We start from the raw sequence: 12,820 nt of genomic DNA, 5'->3' as shown, positions 1-12,820 counted from the left end.
ACCGGTCGCAGGCGGCCGGTCGTGAGCCAGGCCTCAATCACAGCCAGTAACCAAGCGCCAACCAGCAAGGTGAGCAACACTAAGGCGACAGTCATGAGGTCACCTCCCAGGGCGAGAGATCCAGTGACCCGACCGCCACCAGGGCATCGCCCAGCTCCTGGCCCTCGACCAAATCGGCGACCAAGCCGATATGTTGGCTGCAGGCGCTATCCAGCTCGACCGATACCACCTGCCCTCGCTCCTGCGTTAGTCGCAATGTGGCGCGGCCACGCGGCGTTTCCACGGTCGCCTCTCCCGTTCCGGAAGGGTTGTCGATGGCGCGCAGCTTGGGGAGCTCAGGGTCTCCGGCCACCTCCACGAGGTCGAGACTGGTCATGATCTCAACATGCCGCTGCCGGAGACGCGCCCAGGCGTCCCCGGCGCTCTCAGCGCGCATTTCGAAACCCAGCTCGCGATACATTGCATCCGCCTGGCGGGCGTCTTCGGTTCGGCCGGAGGCGCGGGCCACCGTGCCTCGTAGATCCTGGGAGCCGTGGGGCAAAGCTCCGATGCCTTTCAAGCGCGCTTTGAGGAGGGGCGTATGCTCGAGCCGTGCAATGAGCGACTGCAGCGCCGGTCGCAGGGCGACAAGCTGCTCCCGGTCGGCGCGCTGGGTTTCCAATTGCAAAGCCGCCGCACGACGCGTTAACCAGACAAAGCTGAGCTGGCGCCCCAACTGAGCCAGCCAGCCCAGGTGGCTGGCGATGCGCTCGCGCTCAAGAGCGGCCGCCCGGCCCCGCTCGACGGCCGGATCTGGCTCCAGACCGGCCGCCTGCTCGATAGCGCGACAGGCCAAGAGGCGATAACTTACCGGTGCCAACGGCATAGCCGCCGCCAGGCGCTCGATGAAGGTTTCGACCGCCACCTCTTCAGATGACGTGTTCATAGCTACCAGAGATGTTGCTTGGCCCTCGGTCACCCCATCGCCGTCGAGCGTCAAGGTTAGCTTCAATCCGCCCGGCAAACCGGGAAAGCAGGGGCCGAAGGGCACCTCAAGCCAGTCCATTGCCAAACCATCGGCACTGCGGGGCAGGTCTTTGGTAACCTCGACCATGGACATGAATCCGGAACTGTCGTGGTCGTGGTCGTGGTCGTGGTCGTGGTCGTGGTCGTGGTCAGAATGATCATGCCCGTCATGGTCGTGCCCGGAATGGTCATGGTGGTGCTCGTGATCGTGCTCCGACACATCTTCCTTCACGCTCTCGTCTTCTCCGGGCTTATGCGGTTCTAGATCCATGCCGCATTTGGGGCACCTGCCCGGCTCGCTTCTGACTACTTCTGGATGCATGGGACAGATATATTCAGTGCCGGATTGTTCTTGAGCCGGGCCCTGTTGGTGACCGTGATCCTGGCCCTGATGATCCTCATGCTCATGGCAATGAGCATGCTCGTGATCGTCGTCGCCCTGATGCTGTTCGTGGTCATGAGCGTGTTTATGATTCTGGTGATGGCCGTGATGGCGCTCATGACTCTGTCCATGATCATTGTGGTGAGCATGGTGATGATCGTGTTCCTCGCTCTCATGCTTATGATCATGATGATGTTCGTGGTGCTCGTGGCCGCGGTTCTCGTCGTGTTCCCCGGCATCAGAGTCGCCGCCGGCTTCGCGCGCCACCAAATCCATGCCGCATTTGGGACAGCTACCTGGTTCGTCTTCCACCACTTCTGGGTGCATGGGGCAGACGTATTCGGTTTTGGTTTGCAGGATTGATGAGTCAAAATCGTCGGGCGAGGCGGCGAAGGCGCCTTCGGCCAGCAACCGCTGCAGCCGAGTGGCCGACTCCGTCAGTTCGGTTTGTGAGAGACCCGCGGAAACGTCAAATTGAGGTAAAGACGAAGGTGCTGACCCACCGAGCATTAGAATAGCTCGCGGCCGAGGCATCTGGGCATAAAGCACTGCTGTGGCCTCGTACAACTTCTGAGATAGCTCACCGATAATCAGAAGCACAGTGGCGTCGCGCGGCGTGGCGGCGATGCGCATGCCTGCGGCCGCCAGGTCCAGCCCATGCGCCAGAGCCACTTCTGGCCCAGGGACTACCAGGCAGCTCAAATTGCGCGCCAGAGCCTGCCCAACCCACCTTCGCAGGATAGATGGACGCCCTTTGCGTGCGCCGGCAAGTGTCGTTGCGGCCTCAGACATCACTGCCGCCTCAGAGCGCCCTGGCTCCATCCGTAAAGCAGCCCGAGAAAGAGAATCGCAAGAAACACGCCCATATCAAGTAAAGCAACCAGCCCTACCTCCTTGAACACAACCGCCCAAGGGTACATGTAGGCCATCTCCATATCGAACGCCAAGAACAGCAACGCATAACCGTAATAGCGCGCATGATAACGTCCCCAGACCGGATCGCGTGACAGCACCCCCGCACTCGCCGGCACATCCTTTCCCGGCTCCTGCCGTGTCGCCCCCAAACTACGAGCCAAGCCATAAAGGCTCAACACCGTACCCAGGACACCCAGGGCTAACCCCAGCAGCAATGAGTATTGTTGTGTAGCGCTCATAACGTCTAACTTCTCAAGTTTACTCTGGCACAGGTTCGTGAGATCTAACTCTCTATTGCACAAAAAATATGGAACCCCGTTCAACGAATGGTTCGACGAAGATCAGTTTCAAGTCTAGACACCCTTGCCGGAAGCGCAAACTATCCCTCTACTCACGCGGTCAGAACCTCCGCCTTCTACTGAGTTTTAACAAGTAGATTCGACTACGGCACGTCCTTGAAGTCGCGAATATGCAACAGATCTTCTACCGGGAGAACGGCCACAAACCCGTCGCTGTCGAGCCCCTTGTGGACCGTCCGGGCAATGGTTTTCACTATTTTTTCCGCCCGACCCGCTTCCTCGAATATCTCGGCGCGAACCCAGTCAGCCATAGTGTCCTCTGCATAGTAGTTCCGGTACTCGCCGAAACCGCGTACCTTGGAAACCGTCAAGCCGGACACGCCAATTGCTTTCAGCGCGCCCTCGACTTTTTCAAGTTCTAACGAGGAAAATATTGCCGTTACTTTGCAAAATTTCGTATTCATCATAACTCCACTACATTAAGGAAATTGAGCGACGAGCAACTCAGATCATCCCTTCTTCCAGTAGTTAAACATTCGAAGCTAAACTGCAGTCAAAAACGGTACACACTTCTATTTTCTACGCCTCTTCAAAACTCAGTCGCCACGTTTGTTACATGGCCAATCCGCAAACGCCAGAAAATAGAGAAAGGCAAGATTAACGAGTGGAATCAATATCAAAACGCCCAAAATTCCCGGATACCCAACACGCTGGCAAATACGCCACGTCGGTATCACAACAATAATGGCAACAACCAGCATCCATAACCAGTGGCCCGCGCCCATGGTGCTTCCTAACATGTTACCTTCAATCATATTCAAAGCTCCATTTCAATTGGTTAATTCAGTGGTGATGAGAATGAGTGTGCTCTCCAGTCGGCGGCTCTACCCCCGACGTTTTTTTAAGAAATATCTGCTCGCCAACCGCAATTAGGACCATCGCCACTACGGCCACGCCGATCACGAACGGATCCGTATTCAGTTTGACCCAGACAAAACCTCCGAGCGCCAGTAAATCGAGAGCAATGGCTGTAACGGGTACCCACGCTTTGGCCTTGATGTCCTCACGCAAGTAGCGAAGCACGCCCCAGTGAATGGCGATATCCATTATCAAGTAGAACACAATTCCCAGAGCGGCAATCCGAGACAGATCAAAAAATGCGGTCAGAAACAAGCCCAAAACGACAGTATAGACCAGAGTGTGCTTCTGGATACTCCCAGGCATACCAAAATGATTGTGTGGGACCAGCTTCATTTCAGTCAGCATGGCCAGCATTCGTGAGACCGCAAAAATGCTGGCTAGAATGCCGCCCGCAGTAGCCATCATTGCAATGGCCACCGTGAACCAGACCCCATAGTTTCCCAGTGCTGGGCGCGCGGCAGCGGCCAGGGAATAATCCCGCGTCTCGATGATTTCGGCCAATGAAAGGTTGCTCGCAACAGCGAAACCAACGAGTGTGTAGATCACGACGCAAGCAGCGATAGAAATCACAATGGCACGACCGACATTACTCTTAGGATTTTTAACCTCAGAGCCGCTATTGGTAATGGTCGTAAAGCCTTTAAACGCCAATATCCCCAGAGCCGTAGCCCCCAGGAAGTTGCCTACGGTTCCCGCCTCTCCGGGGCTTGAGAAGTCCACTGAAAGACTGTCCGCGACCCAGATTCCGACCAGCCCGAAAATGATAATGCCCGCAATTTTCAAAATACCGATAAATGAGGCCACGCCCTGGATCAACCGATTACTTGAAAGATTGACCAGAAAGGCGGCGATGATGAGGGACACACCGAGAACAGGCACCATTATGCCGCTCTGGTCGCCACCGAAGAGCTGCATGGTGTAAGAGCCGAAAGTGCGGGCGAGAAAACTCTGGGCAATCACCATGGAAAAATACATCAGCAGAGCGTTGAACGCTGTTGGCAAGCGATTGCCATAGGCCTTGTGCAAATACATGCCAATGCCACCGGCGGACGGGTAGGCATTGGAAATCTTGATGTACGAATAGGCGCTGAAGCTGACGATGACGGCGGCGGCCAGGAACGCCAACGGGAAAAGGACGCCGGTCATCTGCGCCATCTGCCCGGTAAGCGCAAAGATACCGGCGCCAATCATGACGCCGGTTCCAAGCATGACCGTGCCCGGCAAGGTCAGACTTCCTTCCTCATAACGGGTTGTTCTGTCTAGGTTATTTGCCATGCATCCTCCGGCATTTGGTTACTCAACACAGCGCTTTAGAACCACATACGAACACCGACCACGATGCCAGCTTCGGACTCATCACCGCCCTCTGCACGAATCTGGTCAGCCTTATCGCCCAGGGATCGACTCCAGTAGCCCCCGATGTAAGGCGCGAACTCTCTGGCCAGTTCGTACCGATAGCGTAACCCCACACGAACATCGTTAACCCCACTGGGGCGACCGTACTTTTCGGCGTCAGTCAGCGCGGCGGCAATCTCCACGCGGGGCTGAAGATACGACACTTGGGACATACGAAGGTCGTACTCGGCCTCAATGCTCGCGGCTATATCTCCATCTTCATTAATCATAATGGAGTTGTCCATTTCAAACCGATAGGGAGCTACTCCAAATAGACTGAACACAACATAGTTTTCGCGATTCGCCCCCGACGCCAACGAACCCCGGGTACCAATACCGCCCTGCAGCTCCCAGAATGGGGCGATCAAACGACTGGCCAGCACCTCCGCGCTTTCCAGCTCAGTGGGCTCTCCATCATCCTTCCGGTTTTCGCCTTCACTTTTAAAATAGATTCGATTCCGATCCCCGCCGTACCAAGCCAACATATCCCAGACGATCAAGCTTTCCTCGTTATCGGTGCGGGTGGCCTCCAGACGGTCAAACAGTACTTGACCGGTTCGGTAGGGTTTGACCGGGTCCGGCCAGTCGTCTTCCGCGTGGCCCGCATGCACCGTGCTGGTCATTCCCACCAGCGTTAGAGGCATCAAAATGTTCAGTTTTCTCATAAGTCCTCCTTAGCTGACGTTGACGACGCGGAACATGCCCGCCTTCATGTGGTACAGCAGATGGCAGTGAAAGGCCCAGCTGCCGGGCGCATCGGCGCTGATTTGCAACGAGACCACCTCACTGGGCTTGAGGCTGATGGTGTGCTTGCGCGGACGGGGATACTGGCCGTTTTCAAGCTCCATCCACATGCCATGCAAATGGATCGGGTGTTCCATCATGGTGTCATTTACCATAATCAGACGCAGGCGCTCTCCATGGTTGAACTCCACAGGGCCATCGACCTCGGTAAACTTCACACCATCAAAGGACCACATGTATTTTTCCATGTTGCCGGTAAGGTGAAGCTCAATGTCCCGTTCCGGCTCCCTCTCGTCTGGCCAGGGATGAGCGCCGATCAGATCGCCATAGACCAGAACGCGATGATCCACATCCTCAAGACCAACGCCAGGCTCATTCAGCCGGCTGACCGGGTTGCGAGCAATCATCGCTGCGGCGGGACCATGGCCGCCCGGCGCGTGCTCGATGCCAAGATCCGGGGCCGAAGGCCGTTGTTGAGATGCCGCCATACCCCCGCCATGGTCACCGTGCATCTCATGCTGGCCCCCCATACCGGATTCATCGCCCTTGGAAGACGACATATCCATGCCATCCATATCGTGGCTCATTCCCATGGCCGCCATACCCCGCTCGGGCACCGGCCGCAAATCGGGCACCTGTGCTTGCTGCCCCACCTCCGTTGCGAGCGTGCCCCGGACATAACCGCTGCGGTCCATACTCTCCGCGAACAGCGTATAGGGCCGGTCGCTTTTCGGCGTCACGATGACATCGTAGGTTTCCGCCACGCCGATACGGAATTCATCGACTGTGACTGGCTTGATCGGTTGACCGTCGGCGGAGACCACCACCATCTCAAGGCCCGGAATGCGAAAATCAAAAAACGACATGGCCGATCCATTGATGATTCTCAACCGGACCTTTTCGCCGGGCTTGTACAGCGCTGTCCAGTTTGTTGCATTATCACGGCCATTCATCAGATAGGTATAGGTGGATCCGGTCACATCCAGCAAATCCCGGGAGCTCATGCGCATTTGGTTCCACATAGAGCGCTCTTTCCAGGTCTTCTCCAGACCCTGGCGGCGAATGTCAGCCAGGGTATCGCCCAGAGTACGCTGCTGGTAGTTGTAGTAGCCTTCCGCTACCGTCAGGTTGCGGAACACCTCATGCGGGTCTTCAAAGGTCCAGTCGCTCAGGACGATCACATGCTCCCGGTCGGCGCCAATATCGCCGTCTGCCGGGTCAATCACCAGAGGCCCGAGGTGACCCAACTGTTCCTGCAAGCCTGAGTGACTGTGATACCAGTAAGTTCCATTTTGTTGAACGTCGTACTCATAGCTGAACGTCTCTCCCGGCTTGATACCGGGAAAACTCACGCCAGGCACGCCATCCATATTTTCAGGCAGAATGATGCCGTGCCAGTGGATCGAGGTGTCGTCACTCAGTGCATTGGTGACGTTCAGGCGAGCTCTCTGTCCTTCTTTCAGCCTGATCAGCGGCCCAGGCATGCTGCCGTTAATGGTGATCGGCCTGCCGATCTTTCCACCAATATTCATCTCCTCCCGGCGAATATGTAAATCGATCGCAGAGCCAGCGTTGACCACATCGCCATAGCTTCGTCCCAGGGGAGACGCCCAGGTCGGCGCCATCCTGGCCATAGCGAGGGCCGATGCCACCCCGATCGCCGATTTGATAAAGCGTCGACGGCTCGCCTCTATCGGTTTTCCCATCATGCAACCTCCTGACTCTTGTAAACTCTCGCAAAATGGATCTGACTCCAGGGCCCACCAGGCGGTAGCCCAAGCTAATGATGAGGAGCTTCAGCGGAACCCCGAGCAGTCAAGACTTGATACTGCTCGTGGGACAGCTCGGGAAGGCGTCTCAAGAAAGCCACCATGCTCCAGATTCGCTCGTCATCATGGTTCGGACCCCAGCCCGGCATGCCGGAGGCTTTGATGCCGTGTTTTATGACCCAAAACCTATGTTGGGCCCGCGACTCAAGATCCTCTTCCCCTTGATGCGGTTGCGTCAGATCCGGTGGCGCGGGATTGAGGCCCAAGGTGAAATCACTCTCATCCTTGCCCGGTTTGAGATGGCAGCCGGCACACATGTCATTGTAATCAGCGCCCCCGGCCAGCAGGCGCTCGGACGTGTCCAGATCCGCGGGCACTTCAATCCCGCTCGACGCCCGGTCAACCGAGCGTTCGCGCAGTGTTTCCAGCGCCCAATAAGTCAGTGGCGTATGGTGATCGTCCGCGCCGACGGGATACAAACCCGAGTAGATGAACGCTACAGCCGCCGCTATGGCAATGACGAGCGCAGCGATTAGGCATTTGATGCAAGACAGAAACCTAGGGGCCGCCATGTGCTCTCCTTTATGCTTTAGTGGTCGTGTTGGGAATTACGCGCTGCGTCGTCATCGGACTCGGAGTGCTTGTGCTCGGACTCCTTTGAGTCGGCATCCTTCTTATCCATGTGCTGCTTGCACTTCTTCATCATGGCCTGCATGACCGGGTCATCCATGTCCATCTCGGCGTGGTCCATGTCTTTCATTTCTGAGCATTTCGGCTTTTCGGCCTCCTCCATATGCTCCGACGGCTCATGCGCCTGCACGGCTAGGACCAAAATAAGCGCTGGCAGGGCGGCCAACCAACGTAAAGTTTTGTGTGTCATGGGGTAACTCCTCAATTGGAACGAAAGTGAACAGCCATTGCTGTTTTCAACAACCAACACTCACTCTAACAAACTGGCCCTGTCTGCCAGATGACTCAAACATTACATTTTTGTAATGTTCGTGTAACCTTGTCGTTGGACACAGTCAGCTACACTCGTGCGATACGGATCAGAAGAGGTGCTTCATGCGACTGCTGGTGGTAGAAGACGAAGTAAAAACAGGTGACTATCTGCGCCAAGGCTTGACCGAAGCCGGCTTTATGGTCGAGCTGGCACGCAACGGTCTCGACGGCCATCACCTGGCGATGACGGAGTCTTTTGAGCTGATAGTTCTGGACGTCATGCTGCCAGATGTGGACGGGTGGCGCATCGTGCAGTCATTGCGCGAAGCCGGCCGCCAGACTCCGGTGCTGTTTCTAACGGCACGTGACGCTGTGGACGACCGCGTAAAGGGCCTGGAGCTGGGCGCCGACGATTACCTGGTGAAACCTTTTGCCTTTACCGAACTTCTGGCCCGAATACGCACATTACTGCGCCGGCGATCCGCGCCTACCCTGTCGGAACAACTGGAGATTGCCGACCTGTCTCTTGACCTGCCAAAACACCGCGTTACCCGCGCCGGGAAGAAAATCAACCTCAGCCACAAGGAGTTTTGCCTTCTGGAGCTTATGGTCCGTCGGCGTGGCGAGGTGTTGCCTCGTTCGCTAATTGCTTCCCAGGTATGGGATATGAACTTCGATTCCGACACCAATGTGATTGATGTGGCCATTCGTCGATTGAGGGCCAAAATTGACGATGATTTCGAGCCCAAACTGATTCACACCGTGCGTGGCATGGGCTACAAACTTGACGTGGAAACCGACAATGAAGATCACTAATCGGCAACCACTGTCGCTGGCCGCTCGGGTCATGGTGTTTGTGGGGCTGGCCATTGGGCTCAGCCTCTTCCTGATCGGGAACCTCGTTCTCAGTGCCGTCGAACGTCACTTCGCCGAACAGGATGCCGTTGAACTGGCCGTAATGACCGAAGCCGTTGTCGAAGCCTTGCAGAGCGGTGCCAACGGTTCCGCACGACAGACTGATGCCTTGGCTAACGCCATATCCGGACATCACGGAGTCTTTTTCCAAGTTCGGGATGAGCAAGGCGATGCTATCTACAGCATGCCGGGTGCCGACCTGTCGCAAGCATCCGATACCCTCTTCCCAGCGTCCGAAATCAATGCAGGCAACGTGCAAACCTGGCAGGAAGGCGATAAGACCTTCCGGGGTGTGATCTCTGAGAGTGAGGTCGGAGGCCGGAGTTACTCGATCACTACGGCCATTGATATGGGCTTCCACCTGGAGTTTCTCCAGAGCTTTCACCGCACGTTGTGGCTTATCATGAGCCTCGCCGGCGCCATTACCCTTCTGGCCGCCTGGTATGGCATTCATCAGGCCCACGCGCCCCTGCGCGATTTGTCTGACAGAATCGGCGATATCCAGGCCGATCGGCTTCACGTGCGCCTCGACCCAGCCTCGGTGCCATCGGAGCTACAGGGCCTGGTCACCTCGTTCAATCACATGATCGGTCGGCTGGAAGACAGCTTTACTCGCCTGTCGCACTTCTCGGCCGACATCGCACACGAGTTGCGTACGCCGCTCACCAACCTCATTACCCAGACCCAAGTCGGCCTGGGAAAGGCCAGAGATAGGGAAGAATACCGTGAACTGCTGTATTCCAATCTGGAGGAGCAGGAGCGCCTGGCCAAGATGGTCAATGACATGCTGTGGCTGGCCAAGAGTGATCACGGTCTCCTCAAGCCTGTACAGACACCGCTGGATTTAGCGAGGGAGGTGAATGCGCTGTTCGATTTTTTCGAGGCACTGGCGGAAGAGAAGCAAATCCGCCTGATATTGGAAGGCCAGGCACCCCCCATTCATGGTGACCGGGCCATGCTGCGACGAGCGATTTCCAACCTGCTCTCCAACGCCATCCGCCTCACACCCTCGGGGGAGACGGTACTCGTACAACTGGCCAGAACCGGAGACCAAGAGGTCTCGCTAAGCGTCCAAAATCCGGGTTCGGAGATTCCCGCCGAACATTTACCCAACATTTTCGACCGCTTTTATCGCGTCGACCCGTCGAGAGCTCGTCAAAGCGAGGGCGCAGGACTTGGGCTCGCTATTGTCAAATCCATCGTCGAGGCTCATGGTGGTCGCGCTGAAGCAACATCGGCGCGAAACATGACCATTTTCACGCTCACCTTTCTCGAAGACTGAAACGAACTATGTCTTCTCATGTTGTAGATGAGCGCCGCCACATGCCCAACGTTTACGCCAAGCTTCCACATCAAAGGTTCCAGCATGCCAAGTGGCAATGATGATGTCCGAGAAGGACTCTTCGCCCAGACGCACTGGATAACCGAACAACGCGGCGTGGTCTTTCTCCTGATACCAGCGCTGCGCGTAAACCGGCTTACCACTGGTGACCGCCACCTCCACCATTGATGGCTGAATCCTCTTGACCCAGTCCGCACGTTTTGACTGGCTGGAAGACAGTTCGCTTTGGCTCGCGCCATCCAGAACGTCGCGACTAAGTGGAGTAAGTGTTCCGGTGGCAACCAGTTGATAATCAGTGTTCATGATTGGGCTCCTGTGAATATGGCTACATATCAACAGGCGAGCCCATCAAGAATTACTACCTATCCCGGCATATGGGCGCCTTGTCGGCGCCCATAACTCAATCACCACATCCATCCGCCGACTGAAGTCTGACTTGTCCGGAATGAGTGGTAGCCATCGTCAAAGGATTTGGTGGCGGCTTTCGTAAGGTAGCTGCCCCGCAAGAAGAGCTTCTGAAGCTCCCATTCAACGCCCCGCCGAACAAGATACTGCCCATCTACGGGAAAGTTCGCCAGCCCCTTCCCCTCGAATTCCGGCAACATCAACACATTCGCCCAGGACTCAGCTATCACGTTGTGCAGATTCTCTCCAGAGTAATTGAAATTACCCAGCGTGTTGAAGGCATGGCCGTTCAACAGAATCAGCAGATGAAAATGTGGTTTCGTCTCACCTGCCTTGTATTCACGTGCCCAAGCATAGTGGAGCTTCGCTGGGTGAATACGGCCCTTTCTGAGTTGATACCGAGACAGCCTGTATTTCAACACCTCCCAAAACCGCCTGATGTACTCATTGCCAAGCGCTTCTCCTTCGAGAGGCCAGTAGCTCACCGGGAACCTAAGATCTACCCGAACTGCAAATACACGGCTGTTGTCCATTAGGGATTCCAGCGCCACCTCGTACAGTCGCTCCAGATACTCCTCAATAAGCGGTCCTCTGGTTACCTGAACCGGGAGGTTTCGGTAGTGATGATCTTCGTGGAGTGTTAAGTGGCCCAGCTTGGCTTTAGGTTGGTCGTGGTGTTCAAATGTAGTTGGTTTCATGGCTACTCCAATAGGTAGGTTTATTGACATACCGTCAGGAGGCTCCATCAACTTTTACACCACGTCAGGCTCTCGCTCGCTATCGACGTTATATGAGGGCTGCTTTGAGGCAGCCCATTACTCCGCTGCTACCGCTTCCCATGCTTACTATCGTGCATGGGTTCATCCACACTGGCGTGTGTGTATATTACTATTCCCTACATGACTGGACACATGAAGCCCCGACGTAGACAGAGCCTAAGGAACGGGCGCTCGGCAAGTCACGGCGTTTTTACGCTGTCGATTATTTCGAAGAGTTTTGAAGAAGCCTATCAAACCCGGCCTCCTCTTGGACGGGACCGCCCTACTGAATTTGGCCGTAAGACCTGCCCAGGGGATTAGAGGCGTCCGGGCTGAAAGTTATTCCCGTCAGCCCCTCGCTGACGCAGAGATCCCTTACCGGCTCACCGCAAAAAACCCCCTTGTAGAGATCCAGCTCAGTTTTAAACATTGGGACGCCGGCAAGCCTTGCCTCAACAAACCCAAAGTGCACCAAGTTTCCGTGCTCGTCGTAAGCAGTCGCAGATTGAATAATCGCATCATACTGCTCTGCCGTGGAGGTGGGGTTGAAAATATATCCTTTGCGCCCGCCGAAGGTCACTGGCAGGCACTCCCCGCTCTGCTCCAACAGATCGCCCAGGACCAAGAATGCTCTCTCGGACAGGAATAGCCGCCCGAAGTTTTCCGATACGTCCGGCACTTCGGTCGCTCTCGAACCCTCGCAGGGGCGGAACTCAATCTCTAGCGGCTTCCAGACGCCTTGATACGCCTTGGGTTCAGCGTTAAAGGCAAAGGTTCCGTGTTCCTCCCCCAGCTTGGTCATAGACTCCACCGGCGGAATGACATGCATTAGGTACGACTCATCGTGCAGAATTCGATAGATCATTTGAGCTGGCTCGCTGGCAGCATGACGTATGGCGGGAAGCTGGAGGTCTGGAGCTTAAAGCGAACCATTCGGAGCGCGTCCGCCAATGAACGGTCGTCCTTGATACGGACGTGATCAATGAGGGTGCCCAACCAGCGGTAATTGTTCGGCGACAATTACGGTG

The 12,820-nt window shown here is 56.0% G+C and carries 14 protein-coding genes; 2 read left to right on the top strand and 12 right to left on the bottom strand.

From position 1 onward, the window contains the following. Positions 1 to 91: 91 nt before the first annotated feature. The 9 genes from B3520_RS01780 to B3520_RS01735 form a co-directional block, all read right to left on the bottom strand. Complete coding sequence (locus B3520_RS01780) at positions 92 to 1,714, bottom strand: heavy metal-binding domain-containing protein (protein WP_414673869.1); 1,623 nt, start codon at positions 1,712 to 1,714, stop codon at positions 92 to 94. Positions 1,715 to 2,178: 464 nt separating this feature from the next. Next, on the bottom strand, positions 2,179 to 2,541 hold the full coding sequence (locus B3520_RS01770; RefSeq protein WP_062816625.1) for an NADH-quinone oxidoreductase subunit A: 363 nt from the start codon (positions 2,539 to 2,541) through the stop codon (positions 2,179 to 2,181). Between the two features lie 203 nt (positions 2,542 to 2,744). Continuing rightward, positions 2,745 to 3,065, bottom strand: coding sequence for a P-II family nitrogen regulator (locus B3520_RS01765; protein WP_062816624.1), 321 nt, complete (start codon positions 3,063 to 3,065; stop codon positions 2,745 to 2,747). Between the two features lie 132 nt (positions 3,066 to 3,197). Beyond that, positions 3,198 to 3,416: a hypothetical protein gene (locus B3520_RS01760; RefSeq protein ID WP_286804750.1), complete on the bottom strand. Its 219-nt coding sequence runs from the start codon at positions 3,414 to 3,416 to the stop codon at positions 3,198 to 3,200. Positions 3,417 to 3,444: 28 nt separating this feature from the next. Then, positions 3,445 to 4,797: an APC family permease gene (locus B3520_RS01755; RefSeq protein WP_286875197.1), complete on the bottom strand. Its 1,353-nt coding sequence runs from the start codon at positions 4,795 to 4,797 to the stop codon at positions 3,445 to 3,447. Positions 4,798 to 4,832: 35 nt separating this feature from the next. Beyond that, positions 4,833 to 5,582 carry a copper resistance protein B gene (locus B3520_RS01750; RefSeq protein WP_277673024.1) on the bottom strand — a complete coding sequence of 250 codons (750 nt, stop codon included), beginning with the start codon at positions 5,580 to 5,582 and terminating at the stop codon, positions 4,833 to 4,835. 9 nt (positions 5,583 to 5,591) lie between these two features. Further along, positions 5,592 to 7,367: a copper resistance system multicopper oxidase gene (locus tag B3520_RS01745; RefSeq protein ID WP_339619990.1), complete on the bottom strand. Its 1,776-nt coding sequence runs from the start codon at positions 7,365 to 7,367 to the stop codon at positions 5,592 to 5,594. 74 nt (positions 7,368 to 7,441) lie between these two features. Further along, on the bottom strand, positions 7,442 to 8,002 hold the full coding sequence (locus tag B3520_RS01740; RefSeq protein WP_277673025.1) for a c-type cytochrome: 561 nt from the start codon (positions 8,000 to 8,002) through the stop codon (positions 7,442 to 7,444). 17 nt (positions 8,003 to 8,019) lie between these two features. After that, positions 8,020 to 8,310, bottom strand: a complete 291-nt coding sequence (locus tag B3520_RS01735; RefSeq protein ID WP_265367045.1) for a hypothetical protein — start codon at positions 8,308 to 8,310, stop codon at positions 8,020 to 8,022. Positions 8,311 to 8,495: 185 nt separating this feature from the next. Here B3520_RS01735 and B3520_RS01730 point away from each other — a divergent pair, with 185 nt between their 5' ends. Together B3520_RS01730 and B3520_RS01725 are read left to right on the top strand one after the other, a co-directional pair. After that, positions 8,496 to 9,188: a heavy metal response regulator transcription factor gene (locus tag B3520_RS01730; protein WP_277673026.1), complete on the top strand. Its 693-nt coding sequence runs from the start codon at positions 8,496 to 8,498 to the stop codon at positions 9,186 to 9,188. Continuing rightward, the gene (locus tag B3520_RS01725; RefSeq protein ID WP_286804742.1) at positions 9,175 to 10,569 is read left to right on the top strand and encodes a heavy metal sensor histidine kinase; all 1,395 of its coding nucleotides are present in this window, start codon (positions 9,175 to 9,177) and stop codon (positions 10,567 to 10,569) included. Before B3520_RS01730 ends, B3520_RS01725 begins: the two co-directional genes overlap by 14 nt. Before the next feature lie 6 nt (positions 10,570 to 10,575). Here the strand turns inward: B3520_RS01725 and B3520_RS01720 are convergent, their stop codons facing one another. The 3 genes from B3520_RS01720 to B3520_RS01710 form a co-directional block, all read right to left on the bottom strand. Next, on the bottom strand, positions 10,576 to 10,932 hold the full coding sequence (locus B3520_RS01720) for a hypothetical protein (protein WP_286804741.1): 357 nt from the start codon (positions 10,930 to 10,932) through the stop codon (positions 10,576 to 10,578). A gap of 101 nt (positions 10,933 to 11,033) precedes the next feature. After that, complete coding sequence (locus B3520_RS01715) at positions 11,034 to 11,762, bottom strand: YagK/YfjJ domain-containing protein (protein ID WP_286804739.1); 729 nt, start codon at positions 11,760 to 11,762, stop codon at positions 11,034 to 11,036. A 313-nt stretch (positions 11,763 to 12,075) separates the two neighbouring features. Continuing rightward, positions 12,076 to 12,657, bottom strand: a complete 582-nt coding sequence (locus B3520_RS01710) for a hypothetical protein (RefSeq protein WP_286875194.1) — start codon at positions 12,655 to 12,657, stop codon at positions 12,076 to 12,078. Positions 12,658 to 12,820 lie beyond the last annotated feature (163 nt).

Source organism: Marinimicrobium sp. UBA4509 (assembly GCF_002388575.1).
Classification (GTDB): Bacteria; Pseudomonadota; Gammaproteobacteria; order Pseudomonadales; family Cellvibrionaceae; genus Marinimicrobium; species Marinimicrobium koreense.
Note: the sequence above shows the minus strand (reverse complement) of the source record. Positions and strands in the feature narration are given on the sequence as shown.